The following is a 20,158-nucleotide window of genomic DNA, read 5'->3' on the forward strand; positions in this document are numbered from 1 at the left end:
CGAGGAGGTCGCGTCGACCTTAATCAAGACGCTTCGGTGCGAGTGGATCCACGGCTTCATCGCCGACTTCTTCAACACTATCGGTGGAATGTTACCTTCGTCTCGTAGATGGGAACGAGCAAGTAGCGGACAAAGCGGTCGCTCAGTGAGGTTTCCTGCGTTCTGTGCCTTGATGATGGGACAATTCTTCGCCGCTGATCGGAGCAACACCCGTGGCCATGCATTCCTTCCACATCCACATCCCGGATGAACAGATCGAGTACCTACAGCGTCGTATCCAATCGACAAGATGGCCGTCGTCGATCTTCGCACACGGATGGGACGACGGTACTGACGTTGATTTCCTCAGAAAGCTTTCACGTTACTGGGAATACGATTTCAGGTGGCGCGATCACGAAAAACGTCTGAACCTGTTGCCTCAGTTTAGGGTCACGATAGACGGGTGCGACATCCATTTCGTTCATCAGAAAGGAAAGGGTTCAGCACCCTTGCCGTTGATCCTCACTCATGGCTGGCCCGGCTCCTTCGCCGAGTTCGAGCACGTCATTCCGCTGCTCACGGATCCTGCCAAATACGGCGGGGATGCCGAGGACGCCTTCGATATCGTCGCACCGTCGCTTCCGGGTTTCGGCTTCTCGTCCCCGCCGCATCAGGCCGGCGTTAGCTCAAAGCGTGTCGCGAAGCTGTGGCGGGGGCTGATGCGCGAACTGGGATATGATCGCTTCGCCGCACAAGGTGGCGACATCGGCGCCGGCGTCTCGACCTGGCTCGCTCGGCTTTACCCGGACGACCTTATCGGATTGCACCTGAATTACATTCCAGGCAGTTTCCGCCCGACCCCCGGTCGCGACGACCCACCTGTCACGCCGGAGGAGAAGGCATTCCTCGACAGTGCGGCGAATTTCGCCGCAACGGAGGGGGCCTACGCTTTTCTGCAGGGGACCAAGCCCCAGACGCTAGCCTTTGCACTGACAGATTCCCCAATCGGGCTAGCCGCATGGATTGCCGAGAAGTTCCGCAGTTGGAGCGACTGCGAAGGCGAACTCGAACGCGCCATCCCTCTAGACACGCTGCTTACCGACATCTCGCTCTACTGGTTCGGTAACACGATCGAGGCCTCACTCCGGATTTACAAAGAGAACCGGCTCTGCCCCCTGATCTTCGGGCCAAGGGAGCGAATAACACCGCCCCTCGGCGTTGCAGTCTTCCCTCGAGAGCTTCCTATGCCACCTCGCTCCTGGGTCGAGCGAGTCTTCCGTGTCGAGCGCTGGACCGACATGCCGAAAGGCGGACATTTCGCGGCGATTGAGCAACCCGAACTCCTGGTCGAGGACATCCGGGCCTTTTTTCGGCCGCTGAGGCTCCGGCCGGCAAAGTAAGGACGAAAACCTGCCCGTTGTCACGGCTCGGAAGTCCTGATGAGACGGTAGCATCGCATTCGCTTTCGTTAAAAGCGCTCGTTGCTCCTGACTAAGGTCAATGTCGACCTTGGACTCGACCAAGACCTCATCGCGGGTCGGAACCGGTATTCGGCTTAAGGTACCAAGCGCTAGATTTTCACTTCAACCGGCTCCGGCCCGGTCAGAAGGTAACGCGGCCGAGCACGCGCAGGCCGTCGCCCTGCGGCTCGACGACCACGGCTTCGCCTTCACGCGGCGAGATGCCGGTCAATTCCTTGATGTTTTCGAGATGCGTGACCATGACCAGATTGTCGGAGCCGGAATAGCCGCGGATCTCGGCCAGGATCGCAGCGATCTGGGCGGCCTTCTCCTTTTCGTCGGTCTTCAGCAGGTCAAGCGGTGCGAACGGCTCCGGTTCGCTTTCGAAAGCAATGCGGGCGGTCTCGAGGCAGCGGCAATAGCGGCTGGACAGCACGCGCTCGACCGGTGCGGCGCGGGCGCCAAACAGCGCGCCGATCTTGCGTGCCTGTTGCTTGCCGCGCTCAGAGAGATTGACCTGGGTGGCGCATTTGCCGAGATCGAAATTGGCCGCATCGGTGGTGCCTGTGACCATGGCATGGCGAAGCAGGACCACATGCCCGCCGTCGCGCAGCAGCGCCCAGCCGGCTTCCGTCGCATGGGCTGTGGCGGAAACGGCAAGCAACAGCAGCGCCAGCACAAATCGAAGCATCAGACATCCTTTTCGGGTGACCGGCAGGCAGGTCCCCGGTGACCGGCATATAGGGACGGCAAAGCCGGCTGAAAGACAAGCCGAGTGCAACCTGCGGCCGAAACGCCTATTTCTTCGCTATCTGCTTCTTCACCAGATCGATCTTGCGGTCGGTCAGCGGGATCGGGAGTGTGTAGCCGGCTTCGGTAAAGCCCTGCTTGGCGTTTTCGAAGAATTCGATCGCCTTTTGGTATTCGGCATTGCCACCGCCATAGCTGCCGCGGTTCCAGTGGACGTCGCCGAGATTGTTCTGCTCGAAGGCCCATTGCATCGGCTGGCTTTCGCGGGTGAAGACCTTGAGTGTCGCCTCGAAGGCGGCTTCGGCTTCATCCAGATATTTGCCGGTGCGTTCGAGATTGCCGAGATTGATCAGGCTCATGCCGATGCCGTTCTGCGCGTTTGCCCAGTCGACGGGCGAGGTCTCGAAGGTCAGCACCTCCAGCGCCGCCCGGCGCGCGGCGATCGATGCGGCCAGTTTGCCGGGGTCGGCCTCGCTCATGCTCAGCCATTGCAGCGCCGAGCCGAGGCCGGCCTGCGCCAGTGCCCATTGCCGCGGCGTCGTCTCGCGCTTGTATTCGCGCAGTGCATCGCGATAGGCCTCGATCGCCGCCTCGTAATGCACCGGCTTGTCGGTCACGCCGCCGAGCAGTTGCAGCGTGTTGCCGAGATTGTAGTGGGTCATCGCCCAGTCGAGCGGAAACTCCTTTTTGGTATAGACGCGCCGTGCCGCCCGGTATGCAGCAGCCGATTGCTCAAGCCTGGCAGGATCGCGCGTGCGCTGGCCGAGCGTCTGGTAGATCGAGCCGAGATTGTTCTCCGCCGAAGCCCAATCCGTCGGAAAACGTTGGCGTGTAAATATGGTCAGCGCGTCGCCATAGGCGGCAGCCGCCTCTTCGAGCAGGCCGGTGCCGAGATCGAAACGGGCAGCACTGCTCAGCGCGTTACCCAGATTGAGACGGCTGCTCGCCCACGAGAGCGGGAAGGTATCGCGTGTGCGGATTTCGAGCGCGGCGCGGAAGGCGTCGGCTGCCTCGTCGATTTTTGCCTTGTCGTTGCGTTGCGTGCCCAGAGACACCAGCGTATTGCCGAGGTTGTTCTGGACCATCGCCCACTGAACGGGCGCCTTTTCGCGCGTATATTCTTCAAGCGCCAGCCGGTAGGCGGCCTCGGCCTCGGTCAGGCGCTCGCCGTCCGGTTCGCGCTCCGAAAGCGCGTAAAGCGCAAGGCCAAGGTTGCTTTGCGAGGCGGCCCAATCCAGCGGGACTTTGTCGCGCGGCCGCTTCTCCAGCGTGGCGCGCATCGCCACCACCGCCTCGTTCAGGCGTTTCGGGTCGCTCTCGCGTTCGCCGATCTTCAACAGCACATTGGCCAGGTTATTCTGGGCGGCCGCCCAGTTGAGATCATCCTTCTCGCGCTCGAACACGGCAAGCGAATCGCGAAAGATTTTCGCTGCCTTTTCCAGCCGGTCGGTTTCGCGCTCGCGCTCGCCGATCGTCTGCAGCACCACCGCCATGTTGTTGCGGGTGATCGCCCAATCGCGGTTCTGCTCGCCATTGGGGATGAAGTTCAGGATGACGCGGTAGGCGTCGATGGCGTGCTGCAGCGCTTGCCTGTCGCCGGTGGCGTTGCCATGCGCGTTAAGCGCTTCCGCCTCCTGGTTCTTGTAGTTCCAGCGCAGCCTGTCGTCCCATTTCTCGACCAGCGAGAAGGCCTTGCCGTAATCGTTGGCGGCCGACAGATAGTCGAAGACCAGCGCCGAAGCGTCGGCGCGCCTGGCATAGATCGCCGCGTCGGCAAGACGCTTCTGCCTGACCAGATCCTCTGCCCGATCGACCACGCCGCTGGCCTGCTCGACCCGGCCCACCGCCTGGTCGAGGAAGTTGCGCGCGGTGACGATGGCGCCCTGGCCGATCGCCTTGTCGGCCGAGGCGACGAGGCGGCTGATCTCGGGGTCGTCGGTGCGCAGCGCGTCGCGCTCGGAGATCATCTTCTTCAGGCGCTCGGCCTGGGCGTCGAGCAGCTTTTGCAGGTCGGTGGGGTCCTCCGGCATGTTTTCGGTGCCGAGCGCCTTCAGCACGCCATAAAGCGCGTCGAGCGGGACGCCGTCCTGCAGCGAGGCCAGTTCGACCTGTACCCGCTTGGGGTCAGGCAACTCGGCGATCGTCAGCAGCAATTGCCGCCGCTCGCCGGTGATCAGGCCGTCGTCGCCGGTCGGCTCCTGCGGTGCAACGCCGAAATAGAGCAGCCGGCGCAGGCTTTCATTGACCCATGGCCGCTGCTTTGCCTTGGTGTCGAGATAGACCTCCTCTGTCACCATGCGCATGACCGAGCCGAACTCGGTGCCCTTCATCGCCGCGAGATGGCGCAGAAGTGCCGCTGCGTAGGGGCTGTTTTCGCCGACGATGCCATCGAGTGCCGGCCGCCCCGGCTCGGCGGCAAAGCCGATCACCGTTCCCAGATTTTCCGTCGCGGTCGCGTTCGCCAGTGCCCTGGCGCCGCGCACCGGCTCCAGGCCGCCGGCGCCAATCGGCGAGGCCGAGGCCGTCGGCGCCCGGCGCAGCACCGCATCCGCCGGAAACGGGTTGGTGCGGCAGGCATCGAGCAGCATGATCGTTACCGGCACGGTCGTCTTCAATTCGTCCATGACGGCGGAGATCGGCACCAGGGCCTGATCGGCGTCCTTCAATGAAGAAACGTCGGCGTCGACCGGCACCAGATAGTTTTCGCCGCCGGCCTCGATGCCGTGGCCGGAATAGTAGATCAAGGCGACGTCGGCGTCCTCGGCATCCTCGGCGAAACGCTCGAGGTCGCGCTTCAGCTTTGCCGTGTCGCGGTCGGTGACGCTGCGCGCCTCGAAGCCGAGATCGGTCAGCATCTTGGCGATGTCGCGGGCGTCGTTGGCGGGGTTGGGGAGCGCCGCTATGTGCTGGTATTTCGACTGGCCGACAATCAGCGCCACGCCCTTGAGGCTCGCCGGCTCCGCGGCATGAGCCGAGGTCACCACGAGGCAAAGCATGGCGCCGACGAAAGCCGTCAGCCACGCCTGCTTGAAGAAGTGCTGATTTCCGACAGGGCCCATTCGCCGCGTGTCCCCCCCAACAACCCTGTATAGCGCTGGCATCCAACCATGAGCAAATTCGGGCAAGATCCGAGCGATCGGATTGTTGGCCGGTACCTTCGCGAGGGAAGGGCGATTGCGCCGCCGCCGAGCCTCGCCTATCACGGGAAAAATGTCTCCGCTTACCGAAACCGTCCTCTTCGTCTTCAGTCTTGTCGGGCTCGGCTATCTTGCCGGGTTGACCGGCTATTTGAAGCCGGCGAGCGGCGAGGGCGTATCCGAATTCGCCATCAACGTGGCAATGCCGCTTTTGCTGTTCCAGACCATGGTAAAGGCTGATTTCCACGGCGTGGCGCCGTGGTCACTGTGGGGCGCCTATTTCGCGGCGGTGGCGCTTACCTGGGCTGCCGGCCATCTGGTCATTACGCGCATCTTCGGGCGGGACGCCCGCGCCGGCGTCGTCGGCGGCGTGTCGTCGTCCTACTCCAACGTTGTCCTGCTCGGCGCGCCCTTCATCATCGGCGTGTTCGGGCCGGCGGGGTTCGAAGTGCTGTCACTGCTCGTCTCCATTCATCTGCCGGTGATGATGATGGCCTCGATCATCCTGTTCGAGATGTTCGGCCGCGGCGGCAGCGAGCCTGTGCATCCGCTCCGCGTCGTCAGGAGCTTTCTCAGGCGGGTATTCATCAATCCGCTGATCATCGGCATACTGGCCGGGCTGGCTGGCGCTTCACCGGTGCGCCGCTGCCGGTGCTTGCGACGCGGCTGAGCGACGCGCTGGCCGGCACGGCCGCCCCGGTGGCGCTGTTCGCCATGGGGCTCAGCCTGCGCCGTTTCGGCATTTCCGGCAATGTAAGGCCGGCGCTGGCGCTGTCGGCGCTGAAACTGTTCCTGATGCCGGCGCTGGTTCTCGGCCTGGTCTGGCTGATCGGCCTGCCGCCATTGACGGCCAAGGTGGCGGTCATGGTTGCGGCGTTGCCGTCCGGCATCAATTCCTATCTCATCGCGGTGCAGTTCAACACCGGCCAGGCGCTGGCGTCGAACCAGATGACCATCGCCACCGCCTGTGCGGTCGTGACCACTGCGTTTTGGCTGACCGTGGTCGTCCATGTTTTTGGATAAGAACTCGGGTTTTTGGATAAGAACTCGGGTTTTTTGGATAAGAATCCGGGTTTTTGGATAAGAACCCGGCTGCATCGCCTCTCGCTTTGGCTGGCCCAAACCCTATATGCCATCTTGTGATTGCTTGCGGGGCTTGCCCTGGGCTAAGAGCAGTGGCTCTAGCGATGCTATCGCGCACGTCCATTCACGAATCAGCGACCGGCCCGCCAGGTGCCGAACGGAGGCGACATCATGCTTCAGAAGACCAGCCATTTCATGCGGCAGGCCAATCTCATCAATGGCGAATGGGTGCAGGCCGATTCAGGCCAGACGGTCGACGTCAACAATCCTGCCACCGGCCTCAAGATCGGCACGGTGCCGAAGTCGGGCAAGGCCGAGACCCGCCGCGCCATCGAAGCCGCCGACGCTGCCTTCCAGACATGGCGCAAGACCACCGCGCTCGAACGCTCGAAGCTGTTGCGCAAGCTGCACGACGCGATGATGGATAATCAGGACGTGTTGGCCGAACTGCTGACCATCGAACAGGGCAAGTCGCTGTTCGAATCGAAGGGCGAGATCGGCTCGGCCGCGTCCTACATATTGTGGTTCGCCGAAGAAGGCCGCCGCACCTATGGCGACGTCGTGCCGTCGCCGTGGGCTGACCGCCGTATCCTGGTGACCAAGGAACCGGTCGGCGTCATCGCCGCCATCACGCCATGGAATTTCCCGTCCTCGATGCTGGCCCGCAAGCTCGGTCCGGCGCTTGCCGCCGGCTGTACCGCCGTGGTCAAGCCGGCGTCGCAGACGCCTTATTCCGGCCTTGCCTGGGGCGCGCTTGCCGAGGAAGTCGGCTTCCCCAAAGGCGTGATCAATATCCTGACCGGCGCTGCCGGCGAGATCGGCGACGAGATCTGTGCCAACCCGCTGGTCAAGAAGATCACCTTCACCGGCTCGACCGAGGTCGGCAAGATCCTGATCCAGAAGTCGTCGGTGACGGTCAAGAAAGTGTCGATGGAGCTCGGCGGCAATGCGCCGTTCATCGTCTTCGATAACGCCGATCTCGAGCGGGCCGTCGCCGGCGCCATCACCGCCAAGTACCGCAATTCCGGCCAGACCTGCGTCTGCACCAACCGCTTCCTGGTGCAGGCCGGCATCTATGACCAGTTCGTCGAAAAGTTGGCTGCTGCGAGCAACGGACTGAAGGTCGGTTCCGGCCTCGAAGACGGCGTCCAGCAGGGGCCGCTGATCGACGAAAAGGCGGTGGAGAAAGTCGAGGAGCTGATCGCCGACGCTACCGCCAAGGGCGGCAAGGTCGTCGCCGGCGGCAAGCGCCACGCGCTCGGCGGCTCGTTCTTCCAGCCGACGGTGATCGCCAATGCGACGCCGAAGATGCGCTTCATGAAGGAAGAAATCTTCGGCCCGGTGGCGCCGGTGTTCAAGTTCGAGACCGAGGAAGAGGCGGTAGCACTCGCCAACGACACCGAGTTCGGCCTGGCCTGCTACTTCTACACCGGCGATCTCGGCCGCGCCTTCCGGGTCATGGAAGGGCTCAAATACGGCATGGTCGGCGTCAATGAAGGGCTCATCACCACCCCTGAGGCGCCGTTCGGCGGCGTCAAGGAATCGGGCCTCGGCAAGGAAGGCGGCCATCAGGGCATCGAGGACTATCTCGACACCAAATATGTCTGCATCGGCGGACTTGGTCTCTAGAAGCCTCATGCGGTAATACCGAAAAAGACCCTGAGCCGCTTCGGAAAAGGCCAGGCTGGCGTCGAGCAACGAACTTGCGAGCATGGCGATGAAAGACGGCGAGGTTTTCGGCACGACGCAGGCGGGCGAGGAAGTCCGCCGTTTCACCATTCGTGGCGGCGGCCTTACCGCCAACATCATCGGCCTGGGTGCGATCATCCAGGATCTGCACCTGGCTGGGCACGAGGCGCCATTGGTGCTCGGCTATGATCGTTTCGAGCACTATGAGACGGATACCGCCTTCTTCGGCACTGTCGTCGGGCGCTATGCCAACCGTATCCGCGACGGCCGCTTCACGCTTGCCGGCAAACGCTACCAGACCGAGCGCAATTTCCTCGAAAAGCACACGCTGCATGGCGGTTCGCAAGGTTTTTCGCGCCGTGCCTGGGCGGTTTCGCTGCATGGCAGGGATTTTGTCACGCTGACATTGCACGACCCCGACGGCATGATGGGCTTTCCCGGCGCGCTCGACGTGACCTGCACCTACCGGCTCAAGATCCCCGGCACGCTCAGCGTCGAACTGACCGCCACCTGCGAGGAGCCGACGCTCTGCAACCTCACCCAGCATTCCTATTTCAACCTGGATGACGGCGGCGCCGGCGACATTCTCGATCACCGGTTGATGCTGAATGCCGGCGCCTATCTGCCGGTCGACGCGGATCTCATTCCGACAGGCACGGTAAAGCCGGTCGACGGTACGCCCTTCGATTTTCGCCAGGCGCGGCCGCTGCGCATGGAGACCGAGGGCGAACAACTCCCCTACGACCAGAATTTCTGCCTCGCCTCGACGCGCGGGCCGCTGAAGCAGGCGTCGTGGGCGCAAGGCGCGAATTCCGGCGTCGAGATGGAGCTCTGGACCACCGAGCCGGGCGTCCAGCTCTATACCGGCCAGTATCTGGCGCCGTCCTCGCCTGGATTGGGCGGACGCCAGTACAAGGCGTTTTCGGGCTTTTGCCTGGAGCCGCAAATCTGGCCGGATGCGCCGAACCGGCCGTATTTCCCGCAAGCCACGCTGTGGCCCGGGCAGATCTATCATCACGTGACCGAATACCGGTTCAGGCTGCCTTAGGGCATGACCCCCGGAAACCGGCATGGTTTTGCTGCGCTGACCTCCGGTTCGGAAAGGGTCATGCAAAATTCAAAGTGTTATAGCGTCCTTTGCGCGTCCAATGACGCGCGGCGCACTGGAGTCAAAACGCAATCACTCTGAACGACCGACTTCGAAGCCTCTCCGACTTTTGACGCCGAGAGCCCTGACGACGCAAGTTGACCCTTATCCGACATTCGGGCTCTCATGCAGCAAAGTACACAGACCTGAAAAGCTGTCTTTCAGGGGCGGCGGCAATGGCATCAACCTGCGACCTGCTGTAAGCTTGGAAAGCGGGTAACAATCCGCGAAGGATTGGGGGATGGAACGTCATCTCGCAGCCGTCCTGATTGCCGATGTCGTCGGCTATGGCCGCTTGAGCCAGATCGACGACGAGGGTACGCGTGCGCTTTTCCGAACCGACCTGAACGAAGTATTCAAGCCAAGGATCGCTGCGCACCATGGTCGACTGGTGAAAACCATGGGAGATGGGATGTTGGTCGAGTTCCACAGTGTGGTCGACGCCCTACGCTGCGCGGTCGAAATCCAGCAACAGAAGGCGGAGGTGAACGTTTTCACGCAGCCAGAACGGCGGCTTGATTTCCGCATCGGCATCAATCTGGGCGATGTTATCGTTGAGGGTGACGACATCCACGGTGACGCGGTGAACATCGCCGATCGGCTGCAAGGGCTGGCGGAACCTGGAGGAATCGCGATTTCCGCCACCGCCTGCGACCATGTGAGGGGAAAGGTGCCGATCGGCTTTGCCTCACTCGGCGTGCAGAAAATGAAAAGTATCGCCGAACCGGTTCGCGTGTACCGTGTCTTGATCGACCCCGCTACTGCTGGCAAGATCGTCGGTGCCAAACCACGCCTTTCTTCCGGCGACGACAGTAAGCCGCCGGTAATTGCGGTTTTGCCGTTCGAAAACCTGAGCGCCGACGACGGCTGGACGCGGCTGGCAGACGGCCTGTCGGCCGACATGATCGGCGACCTAGCGCGCTATCCCGACCTTGCGGTCATTTCGCGCCAGACCATGCAGTCCTATCGGGGACGGGCGAGCGACACACGCTCGGTTGGACGGGAACTGAACGCCGATTACCTGCTGGAAGGCACCCTCCAGGCGATCGGACAGCGTGTCCGCGTCGCGGTGCAGCTGGTCGACACCCGGACCGGAGCCAACCTTTGGTCGGCGCGGTTCGACGAGTCGACCGATGATTTTTTTCTCATGCAGGACAGCATCACACAGAACGTTATCAACGCCCTGGCAGGCACTTTCGGCAAGCTCGCCAATCTCGGGCGTGAGGTGGCTCGGCGGAAGCCTCCCTCGAGCCTGGTTGCTTACGACTGCTATCTACTCGGGGTGGAACTGCACGACAGATTCACGACCGATGCGAGGGCAGAAGCCATACGCATGCTGTCCCGCGCCGTGGAACTCGACCCCGGCTTCGCGCGGGCCTGGATGACGTTGGGATTGGCACATGCGGTCGATGCCTTCAATGCCTTCACGCCAGATTCAGCCGCTTCGGTCGAGCGCTGGCGAGAATGCGTGGAAAAGGCTCTGGCGCTCGACCCTACCGATCCGATGACGCGCCTTTACATGGGCGCTCTCCGCGCCATTGACGGCGATATCAGCGGGGCCGCAGAGGAATACGACCGGGCGCTGGCCCTGGCACCCAATGACGCCGATGTGCTGTCGATGCTTGCCTCAAGCCGAGCTCTCGTGTGTGGAAATCCGGAAGAAGGCTGTGCTCTCGCCGAACGGGCGCTTCGCCTCAATCCGCAGGCTCCGAGTTGGTACTACGCGCAGCTCGCCCGGGCGCGGTTCGTCGCCGGTCGCTATGCCGACAGTCTGTCGTCGCTGTGCCAAAGTCCGCCGGATATTCCCGTCACTCTGATGTTCCGTGCCCTGTGCCACGCGCTGCTCGAAGAGTCGGCGCAGGCGCAGTCGATCGCCAGGCGGATTGCCGTCGAGTTTCCAAGGTTCACCGTCGAGAACTTCATCCGAACCTATCCCGTCACCAATCCTCTGGCCCTCGCTGCGATTAAGGAAGGGGCTCGTCGCGCAGGCATAGCGTAGAGCCGAAAACGGTGCCTAGCTGAAGAGGGGGACGCGCTTCCTGGATATGCCACTTGGTAAGCCGGGCCCCGCTTCCGGCACAGGCTGAAGGTCTGCTTCGTAGCGCTAACTGGGCGCTGGCGTGACCGCTGCTAAGCTTCCGCTCATGGCGCTCTGTGCTCATTCCCGCCGACTAATTCAAACGGCAAGTTCCGCCCATCTGGGCCATTGGCGGCAGCCAGTCTGATTGAGTTTTGACCCTAATCCTCAAACGCCGCCCTCAACGTTTCGAACGTCGCAAACACGCCCAATGCAGCGCCCTCGGTATTGTTGGTGGGTGGCAGAGCTTCAGCTATCCGGCGCACCAAGGTCGTCTCAGAACCGGCTGGAGCGTTCTTTCGGCTGAGGCGACTTCAAGCCGTGACAGGAGCATTCCGGATCAGCGGGAAGTCGCGCGGCGGTCTCCAGCGCGACCCGCGAGGCTGTCATGGAGAGACTGGGCAGCACGTCCTCCTGCAGCAATTTCTGGCGATTGCGATCCATGTAGTCGTTGAAGCCCGCCGTCACGAACGCGCAAGGCACGAAACACGCGCCGATCTCGCGCGACAAGGTCGCCTCAGGGGCGATGGAATGGTTGAGTACATCCGCCCCCATGCCACGATATGCCAAGGCTTCGGCAGGCGTTGTCAGCCGGGGCCCATAACAATGGGCAGCCACCAACTGCTGTTCGATGCCATAAACGCGGCATTCGGCTGGCCAATGACGGCGGGCCGTTTCGACCAGAACCGCCGCACATCTTGGACACACGATTTGCTTGCCCGAACAGTCAAAGCTCTGACGGTCAGGAAGCAGTGAAAACGGGGTCTGCGTCAGTTCAATGATATCGGCGGTCACCACCATGTCGCCCGGCTGGATCGCCTTGTTGACGGCGCCTACAGTCGAGCAGGCGAGAACTTGCCGTACACCCGCCCGCATCAATACCCAGAACGCGCGGCGATGGCAGGAATGGTCGATACGGTCGCGGGGATTGCCGTGCGAATACATGCACAGCGCGCGTTTTGCTCTCCCTTCCGCTGTGATCGACGCATCGAACTCGAGCAGCTTCCAGTTGTCGGTGCGACCGAAAGGTGTTTCAAAACTCATGTCGCGCCGCAAGGTGCGCACACCATCGAATTCGACATCTTCCGGGAAGGCAAGCCCCCAGTTTGCCGACCCGGTGATGATGGCCAACCCTACCTGAGGGATGTCCGTCGAATGATCCGTCAGATCGTCGGCTGCGTGGCAATTGGTGGGCATGTTTCCAGTCTCGGTCAGGATTTTTGGCGAAGGGTCACAATCAGGACGACGGCCACGACGATGACGGTCCACAATGTCGAGATCGCCGCAATGGTCGGATCGATCTGATCGCGCAGCGACAGGAACATAAGCTTCGGCATCGTGCTGTTGCGACCGCTTGCGATGAAGATCGAAATCACGGACTCGTCGAGCGAAGTCAGGAACGCCATCAATGTCGCTGACAGCAAGCTGATCCGAAGTTGCGGAACGATGATTCCGCCAATGGACCTGGCCCAGTTTGCACCGAGGCTGCGCGCCGCCTGAACCTGGTTCCAGTCAAAGCGGGCGAGAGCGGGTAGCAACACAATGCAGGCGACCGGAACGGCCAGCACCACATGTCCGACCAGCACACCGAATAGCGTTCCGATCAGATGTTGTGCGGCCAACACAAAGAAGAGACCGATCGCAAGCAGGATACCGGGGGTGATCGAGGGGGTCAGCAGGACGCTCTGGATGGCCGCAGCGGTTTTTCCGCCCAGCCGATTCATTGAAATGCAGGCGAGCAGCGCGAAAGGCACCGCGATCAACGCCGTCAACGTCCCAAGGATCAAACTCGTTCTCAGCGCGGCCATCCACGTTGCCGAGCCGAAGAAGTTCTCGTACCAGCGCAACGAGTAGGCGTGCGGCGGAAACTCGAGGAGATTCGACGCCGAAAAGGAAAGCGGCACCACCACGAGCGTCGGCAGCATCAGAAATGCCATCACAAGAGCGGCAAAGCTCCAGAGCAAAATGCGGGCGAGCCTGTTTTGCGGATAGGCTTCAAGCATGGGAGGCTTCCACGGTGTTCTGGGCCACCAGACGGCGTGCCGCCAGCAACATCACACCGATCAGCGCCATAAGAACGAGGAGCAGAATGCCCAGGACGCTTGCCGACCCCCAGTCCTGAAAGGTCGATAGTGTACGCTCGATCCGGGTAGAGAGCGGATTTACCTTGCCGCCGCCAAGCACCGCCGGCGTGATGAAAAAACCTATGGCGTAGATGAGGACGATGATCGAACCCGAGAAGATGCCGCCCGCCGAAAGCGGCATAATGACTGTGCGGATGACCTGCCTGAGAGTGGCTCCCATGCTCGCAGCCGCGCGAATGAGATTTGGGTCGATATCGCGCATCGCAGCATAAACAGGCAGCAGAAAAAGTGGCAGCATGTAGTGCACCATGCCGATGAGCGTTCCCGTGAAGTTGTAGACCAGCGGCAATGGCTCCGCCGTCAGGCCTGAACCGGTCAAAGCCGCGTTGATCAGGCCGTCGCGCCGCAAGAGCACGAGCCAACCATAGGTACGCACCAGAATAGAGGTCCACAGCGGCAGCATGACGAACGCCATGAGCACGTTGGCCAGCCTTGGTCTGACGCTGGCTAGCGCCAGCGCCAGAGGAGTGCCGAGGAGAATGCAGCCCGCCAGCGTACCCAAGGACAGTTCGAGGGTCGTGACGAGCGCCGACCACGTCAGTCCGCTCGAAAGGACCTTCTGGTAGTTGCCGACAGTGTACTCACCCCCGGTGGTCAGGAAGGATTGCCGGATGATCCAAAGGATGGGCAGTATCGCCGCCAGTCCAACGATGAACAGCGCCGGGAGCGAAAGTGAAAGAAAAAACCGCCGCTCGCGCCGCGCATCCGCCGCGAGCGCCGGGTCCCGGACGACGGTCACGCCATCGCTCCCGGTATCGCGTGAACCTTCGCTGCCGGTGCATATGCGGTCATCCGCTGACCGGCGGCAAGCTCGGCGCAGCCGCCGGCCAGCGCTGCCGGAATGCAGACAAGAACCTCTTGCCCGCCGTCAAGCGCCAGCGTCAAAAGCCAGTTCTCGCCGCGGAACGCTTTGGCGCGCAGTATTCCTTCGAGAGCCACTCCGTCTCCCCCGACGAGCTTCGCATCAAGATGGAAGCTTTCGGCGCGGATCATCAGAGTTTCGCGTGATGCTTCGGCGCCGTCGATTCTGCGCGCTGAGCCCGGGGCCACAATGTTGGCCTCGCCCATGAACTCCGCGACGAAGCGGGTCGATGGACGATCATAAATCCGCTGCGGCGTATCTATCTGCTGGATGCGGCCAGAATTCATCACCGCAATCCGGTCAGACATAATCAGCGCTTCGCGCTGGTCGTGGGTTACATAGATCGTGGTGATCCGTAGATGATCATGCAGACGCCGGATCTCATACTGCATGGTCTCGCGCAGGTTCTTGTCGAGCGCCGACAGCGGCTCGTCCATCAACATCACGCGCGGTTCGAAAACGATAGCCCGCGCCAATGCCACCCGTTGACGTTGGCCGCCGGATAGTGCGGCAATATTGCGCTCCGCCAGACCATCCAGCTTCACGCGGGCCAAGGTATCAAGCGCCCGCTGACGCGCCTCCGCTCTCGGTACCTGGCGCAGCACCAGCGGATACGCGACATTCGCCAGGACATTCATGTGGGGAAACAAGGCGTAATTCTGGAATACTATGCCGATGTCTCGTTTGTTGGGCGGCAGGCGGGTGATGTCTCGATCGCCCAAGAAAAGTTTACCGGAATCCGGCCGGACAAAACCGGCCAGAGCCATGAGTAACGTGGTCTTGCCCGATCCCGATGGTCCTAACAGCGTGAGGAATTCGCCAGCCTGAATGTCGAGCGAAACATCATCCAGTGCGACGTAGGACCCATAAGCCTTGTGCACGCTTTCGATGGTGATCGCGAGCGACTTCATCATGTGCTCCAGCCTTGAAGCGCGTCGCGTTCGACCGGCTTCACGCGACGCGCTTTAGGTTCTTGTTTTCATGCATGTCATTGTCGCGCGCTGCACATTTTTGCGCGACATGCGTCAGAGCTGAGAGTCAGCGAGCCATCATTTCATCGAAGGCTCTTTGGGCAGCCTCGCCATTCTTGACCCACCATTCTGAATTGGAAAACACCGAAGTGCCAGCATTTTCAGGTGCGGTCGCAAGGGTCTTCAGACGGTCCTCGGGAATAAGGCCACCCTCATATGCCGCAGGATTGACTGGGCCGTAGGCAATGAAATCGGTCAGCTTGGCAACCCGCGCGGGCTGCGTCATCGCTGCGATGAGCTTCATCGCGGCTTCCTTGTTCGGCGCTCCCTTCGGCACCCCAAGACAGTCCGTGCCGATGACCGAACCCTTGAACGTGTAGTCAGCCGCGCCGCCATCTGCTTTCACGGTTTGGGCGCGTCCGTTCCAGGTAATGACCAAATCCGCCTCGCCGTCTTTCAGCAACTGCGCCGACTGGGCGCCCGAGGTCCACCACACGGCGACATCTGGTTTGATCGCTTCAAGCCGCTTGATGGCGCGCTCTAGCCCTTCCGGGGTGCTGAGCACGGAATAGACGTCCGCCGGTGCCACGCCATCGGAGAGAAGCGCGATCTCGATCGAGTCTTGCGCATTGGCGCGCAACGCGCGACGGCCAGAAAATTTGGCAACATCCCAGAATTCCGCCCACGTCTTCGGCGGGTTCTCGCCATAGGTCTTGGTGTTCCACGACATGACGGTGCCATAGGAGTCAAACGGATAGCAGTAGTCGGACTTCGCACCCTCCGGCACGGATTTCGGATCGATGATCTTGTAGTCGAGCGGCTCCAGCAGCGATTGTGCGGCAGCCTGCGCGCCTTCCGGTGAGCCCAGGTGAATGACGTCGGTCGTGACCGCACCCGAGGTGACCTGCATTTTCAGGGCGGCCAAGCCGTCGCTTAGGGTCTCCTCGCGGACATCATAGCCAAGCTCTTTTGCAGCCGGGCCCCACATGGCTTCCTTCATGGCGTTACCATAGTCGCCGCCTGCGGTCGTGATGGTGACCGTCTGCGCATGCACGGGCAGGGCAGCCGAGATTGCGAATGCTGTTAAGGAAATGCGTAGCCAGGACATAGGTTCTCCTCCCCAACTTTTATGGAATATCGCTTGAAAGAGCCATTATTTTGTAATCGTAACGTTACGATTGCATCTGAATGCGCCGGAGTCAAGCTGCTTCCTGCGGGAGTTTGGATTGACCGGGATGTCGAATTCGGTAACGTTATGGCGGTCAGCAAATCAGCCGGCGCTTTCGCAAATGAAGTCGGGCGAACAATGGCCAATCTAAAGCAGATCGCCGCTGAACTTTCCCTGTCGGTGACCACGGTATCCCGCGCTCTGAAGGATGGGCCGGAGGTGCAGCCCTCGACCATAGCCCGCGTCAAGGAGGCGGCTAAGCGGGTCGGCTATCTACCAAATCATCATGGTCGCGCGCTCAAAACCGGTCGAACGCAGACGCTGACGGCAGTACTCCCGATGGAAACACGAGACCATCTGTCCGATCTATTGAAGCTTCCTTTAATCGAAGGCATGACGCTGGCGGCGCGGCAAGCCGGTTATAGTCTGTCCATCTATTCCACCACTCCCGACGACGATCCCGTTGAGAGTGTGCAGCGGCAGCTTCAGGCGCACAGCGCAGACGGCCTGGTCATCACGCGCCTGGTGTCGGCTGATCCGCGCGTCAAGCTGCTGCTGGATAGACGCATGCCGTTCGTCGCGTTTGGAAGAACCGACCTGGATATCGCGTATCCTTACGTCGATGTCGACAATGAACAGATTGCCTATGAGGCGACCCGGCGGCTCATGGATAAGGGCTGTCGACGTATTGCGCTGCAACTTCTCGTTCCGGAGGACCAGGCGAGTGCCACGCGTCTTTCCGGGTATGGAAGGGCAATGGCCGAGGCTGGCATTCCGATCGACCCATCGTTGATCGGTCATGGCATGTTCACCATGGAATCGAGCGCAGGCTGGTTCGATCGCTTGCTGGGGTCATCAGATCCGCCAACGGGCTTGGCGTGCGCCAACGAACTGGGCCTTCTGGGAGCGTTGCACGCTCTCGGCAAGTGGGGTCTCACACCAGGCCGCGACGTCCACATCGTCACCCGTGACAGCACGCGGCTGGCACGCTTCCTGCCGGCAAAGATCGGAGTTCATTCCGTGGATATGGCGGGTGTTGGACGCAAACTTATCGAAGTCCTGGAGAGCCGGATCATCAATCCGCTCGGGCCGGTGGAGACAGTCTTGGTGCAAGGCAGATTCGAGCCGGCCGAATAATCCGGGCTGCCCTCAGGAGGCCGCCTCGTCTTGAACCGGCCGGATCAGCGCCTTTGCGGCAGCTGCTCCCGCCGCCAGGATACGATCCGATAATTCCGTTCCTTCCACGGCGCGCGCGAGTTGAAGCGCGCCGATGAGCGTTGCAAACATGCCCAACGCAGCGCCCTCGGGATCGTTCGTCTGCGGCAGAGCTTCAGCTATCTGGCGCACCAGGGATTGAGCGCGCTTGGCATAGAGGGCTCGCGTTTCAGGCGGCTGCCGCGCGATTTCCGGCAACAACGCGGCCGAAGCGCAACCCTTTCCAGGATTGTCCCGGTGCTCGGCCGATAGATACGTCTCTATGGCCATTTCCGGACCGCCGGCGGCCAATGCTTCCTGCACTTCATGCGACTGCGCGTCCAAGGCCGCCGCCACGCTTTCACGGACGAGCTCCGCCTTCGACTGGAAGTGCGGATAGAAGGCGCCGTTCGTCAGCCCGGCGTCGCTCATGATGGTTGCCAGCCCGGACGCCGCGATACCGTCAGATCGAAAACGTTCGGCGGCGACCTCCATGATCCGGCTGCGTGACGCGTCTTTTCGGCCCTTTTCGTAGCGCATGGTCTTTCTTTCCTGTCCTGCCATTGCATTATGTTCATAATCTGATATTACGATCATAAGTCAATTCGTGGAAATAAGCTAGACCTCTCGAACCTGGAACATCAAAATGAATGGGAATTCTGAAAAGACCGCAATCGTGACCGGGGCCTCCTCGGGCATCGGCCGCGCCAGCGCCGAGGCCTTGGCGCGGGCGGGTTTCACTGTCTTCGGGACAAGTCGCCGCAAGACCAGTAATGGTCCGGGCGGAGTGACCATGCTGGCATGCGACGTGACCGATGATGCGGCCGTCAATGCGCTCGTTGCCAACGTGCTCGCGCAGACCGGCCGGATCGACCTCCTGGTCAACAATGCCGGTGTCGGTCTGCTAGGCGGCGCCGAGGAATCCTCGGTCGCACAGGTACAAGCCCTGTTCGACGTCAATCTGTTCGGCGTCATGCGGATGACCAATGCGGTGTTGCCGTCGATGCGGCGGCGCGGCGAAGGGCGCATCATCAATATCGGCTCGATTCTGGGACTGGTACCCGCGCCATACTCAGCTCATTACTCGGCGGTCAAGCACGCGCTCGAAGGCTATTCGGAATCGCTCGACCACGAGGTGCGCGCCTTCAACGTCCGCGTTTCCGTCATCGAGCCGGCATTCGTCCGCACCGTCTTCGACCAGAACGGCATCGAGCCGGATTCGCTGTTGAAGGAATACGATCGGGCTCGAGCCGGGTTGAAGGCGCTGCTGGGCGATGTGATGCCCAAGGCCGATCGGCCGGAAGTGGTGGCGGATGTGGTTGTCAAGGCAGCGACCGATGCCCGTCCGCGACGGCGCTATACCGCTGGCAAGGCAGCGCGCCAGGTCAGCCTGCTGCGCCGCTTTGCCCCCGCGGGGATTTTCGACAAGAGCCTGCGCAAGCAGTTCCGACTGCCGGTCTGAACAACGGCGAGCCAGAGGATTTCACGCACATGCGACTAGCAACCACAACACATTTGGCCAGGCCCTACGAAACGGAGACGCCAAGCATGACACATAGATCCAATCGGTTGCCGCGTTCACCGGCGTTGTTCCAGGACGTGCCAACGCTCTCGATCGACGTCGGCGGCACAGCCTTTGCTTACAGGGAACTCGGGCCCAGGGCGGGCGTGCCGGTGATCCTGCTCAACCATCTGGCTGCTCAGCTGGACAATTTTGATCCGCGCATCGTCGATGGCCTCGCTGCGACCCGGCGGGTAATTGCCTTCGACAATCGCGGCATCGGTGCTTCGGGTGGCAAAACTCCGTCGACCATTTCCGGCATGGCGCGGGATGCGGTCGCCTTTGTCCGGGCGCTGGGGTTCGAAGAAGTCGATCTCTTCGGCTTTTCACTCGGCGGCTTCGTGGCGCAAGAGATTGTGCTGACCGAGCCCAAGCTTGTGCGCAAACTCATCCTGGCTGGCACGGGGCCGGCCGGTGGGCAAGGCATCGACAAGGTGACGCCGCTGACGATCGTGGACATGATCAAGGGCGCGCTGACTTTTCGGGATCCGAAGTACTATCTCTTCTTCACAAGAACGCCGAATGGGCGCCGCGCCGCAAACGCATTTCTGCAACGGCTGAAGGAGCGCCGGAATAACCGGGACAAGGCGATATCGCTGAGCGCGTTTGGCGCGCAACTCAAGGCGATCAAGGCCTACGGACTCCAGGCGCCACAAGACCTGAGCACCATCCGCATTCCCACTTTGGTTGCGAATGGCGACCAGGACAGGATGGTGCCGAGCAGCAATACCTACGATCTCGCCGGGCGTATCCCGGGGGCGCATCTGGTCATCTATCCGGATGCCGGGCATGGCGGGGTATTTCAGAACCACGCCGCTTTTGTCCCGAAGGCGCTGTCCTTCCTCGAGGCTGAGGCCTTGCCGCAGGGCGGCCATGCAGCTGAAAACGTTCGGCTTGTTTCGTCCCGAACAGCAACAGACATTCTTGGAAAGTAAC

15 protein-coding genes and 1 pseudogene are annotated in these 20,158 nt (G+C 61.5%); 8 read left to right on the forward strand and 8 right to left on the reverse strand.

What is annotated here, in order from left to right; translation table 11 throughout:
• The first annotated feature begins 218 nt into the window (after positions 1 to 218).
• Entirely contained in the window at positions 219 to 1,379 is a 1,161-nt protein-coding gene (locus NKH04_RS22615; protein WP_353045019.1) for an epoxide hydrolase family protein, read from the forward strand.
• Positions 1,380 to 1,581: 202 nt separating this feature from the next.
• Here NKH04_RS22615 and NKH04_RS22620 read toward each other — a convergent pair whose 3' ends face one another.
• Complete coding sequence (locus NKH04_RS22620) at positions 1,582 to 2,130, reverse strand: histidine phosphatase family protein (RefSeq protein WP_352470325.1); 549 nt, start codon at positions 2,128 to 2,130, stop codon at positions 1,582 to 1,584.
• Between the two features lie 106 nt (positions 2,131 to 2,236).
• On the reverse strand, positions 2,237 to 5,248 hold the full coding sequence (locus tag NKH04_RS22625; RefSeq protein WP_353045001.1) for a caspase family protein: 3,012 nt from the start codon (positions 5,246 to 5,248) through the stop codon (positions 2,237 to 2,239).
• Positions 5,249 to 5,399: 151 nt separating this feature from the next.
• On the opposite strand from NKH04_RS22625, the pseudogene NKH04_RS22630 reads away from it, so the two are divergent.
• The 4 genes and pseudogenes from NKH04_RS22630 (at position 5,400) to NKH04_RS22645 (ending at position 11,244) form a co-directional block, all read left to right on the forward strand.
• Positions 5,400 to 6,349 (forward strand): annotated as a pseudogene (locus NKH04_RS22630) (AEC family transporter).
• Positions 6,350 to 6,580: 231 nt separating this feature from the next.
• Positions 6,581 to 8,038, forward strand: a complete 1,458-nt coding sequence (locus NKH04_RS22635) for an NAD-dependent succinate-semialdehyde dehydrogenase (RefSeq protein WP_353045002.1) — start codon at positions 6,581 to 6,583, stop codon at positions 8,036 to 8,038.
• An 82-nt stretch (positions 8,039 to 8,120) separates the two neighbouring features.
• On the forward strand, positions 8,121 to 9,146 hold the full coding sequence (locus NKH04_RS22640) for an aldose epimerase family protein (RefSeq protein ID WP_352470329.1): 1,026 nt from the start codon (positions 8,121 to 8,123) through the stop codon (positions 9,144 to 9,146).
• Between the two features lie 340 nt (positions 9,147 to 9,486).
• Positions 9,487 to 11,244 carry an adenylate/guanylate cyclase domain-containing protein gene (locus NKH04_RS22645; protein WP_353045003.1) on the forward strand — a complete coding sequence of 586 codons (1,758 nt, stop codon included), beginning with the start codon at positions 9,487 to 9,489 and terminating at the stop codon, positions 11,242 to 11,244.
• Between the two features lie 354 nt (positions 11,245 to 11,598).
• On the opposite strand, the gene NKH04_RS22650 is transcribed toward NKH04_RS22645, so the two are convergent.
• The 5 genes from NKH04_RS22650 to NKH04_RS22670 form a co-directional block, all read right to left on the reverse strand.
• Positions 11,599 to 12,519 carry a phosphorylase family protein gene (locus tag NKH04_RS22650; RefSeq protein WP_353045004.1) on the reverse strand — a complete coding sequence of 307 codons (921 nt, stop codon included), beginning with the start codon at positions 12,517 to 12,519 and terminating at the stop codon, positions 11,599 to 11,601.
• Between the two features lie 14 nt (positions 12,520 to 12,533).
• A complete protein-coding gene (locus tag NKH04_RS22655) occupies positions 12,534 to 13,325 on the reverse strand; it encodes an ABC transporter permease (RefSeq protein WP_352624600.1) in 792 nt (263 codons plus the stop codon).
• Positions 13,318 to 14,205, reverse strand: a complete 888-nt coding sequence (locus NKH04_RS22660) for an ABC transporter permease (RefSeq protein WP_352454571.1) — start codon at positions 14,203 to 14,205, stop codon at positions 13,318 to 13,320. The genes NKH04_RS22655 and NKH04_RS22660 overlap by 8 nt, the downstream gene beginning before the upstream one ends.
• On the reverse strand, positions 14,202 to 15,239 hold the full coding sequence (locus NKH04_RS22665; protein ID WP_352978345.1) for an ABC transporter ATP-binding protein: 1,038 nt from the start codon (positions 15,237 to 15,239) through the stop codon (positions 14,202 to 14,204). Before NKH04_RS22665 ends, NKH04_RS22660 begins: the two co-directional genes overlap by 4 nt.
• Positions 15,240 to 15,366: 127 nt before the next feature.
• Positions 15,367 to 16,407 (reverse strand): ABC transporter substrate-binding protein, encoded by a 1,041-nt coding sequence (locus NKH04_RS22670; protein WP_023676450.1) that lies wholly within the window; start codon positions 16,405 to 16,407, stop codon positions 15,367 to 15,369.
• Positions 16,408 to 16,605: 198 nt separating this feature from the next.
• Here NKH04_RS22670 and NKH04_RS22675 point away from each other — a divergent pair, with 198 nt between their 5' ends.
• Positions 16,606 to 17,604: a LacI family DNA-binding transcriptional regulator gene (locus NKH04_RS22675; protein WP_353045005.1), complete on the forward strand. Its 999-nt coding sequence runs from the start codon at positions 16,606 to 16,608 to the stop codon at positions 17,602 to 17,604.
• Between the two features lie 12 nt (positions 17,605 to 17,616).
• Here NKH04_RS22675 and NKH04_RS22680 read toward each other — a convergent pair whose 3' ends face one another.
• Complete coding sequence (locus NKH04_RS22680; protein ID WP_352685094.1) at positions 17,617 to 18,201, reverse strand: TetR/AcrR family transcriptional regulator; 585 nt, start codon at positions 18,199 to 18,201, stop codon at positions 17,617 to 17,619.
• Positions 18,202 to 18,307: 106 nt separating this feature from the next.
• On the opposite strand from NKH04_RS22680, the gene NKH04_RS22685 reads away from it, so the two are divergent.
• A complete protein-coding gene (locus NKH04_RS22685) occupies positions 18,308 to 19,123 on the forward strand; it encodes an oxidoreductase (RefSeq protein WP_352500909.1) in 816 nt (271 codons plus the stop codon).
• Between the two features lie 86 nt (positions 19,124 to 19,209).
• A complete protein-coding gene (locus tag NKH04_RS22690; protein WP_352831010.1) occupies positions 19,210 to 20,157 on the forward strand; it encodes an alpha/beta fold hydrolase in 948 nt (315 codons plus the stop codon).
• Position 20,158: the final 1 nt, after the last annotated feature.

The organism is Mesorhizobium sp. M1365, from assembly GCF_040317865.1.
GTDB lineage: Bacteria > Pseudomonadota > Alphaproteobacteria > Rhizobiales > Rhizobiaceae > Mesorhizobium.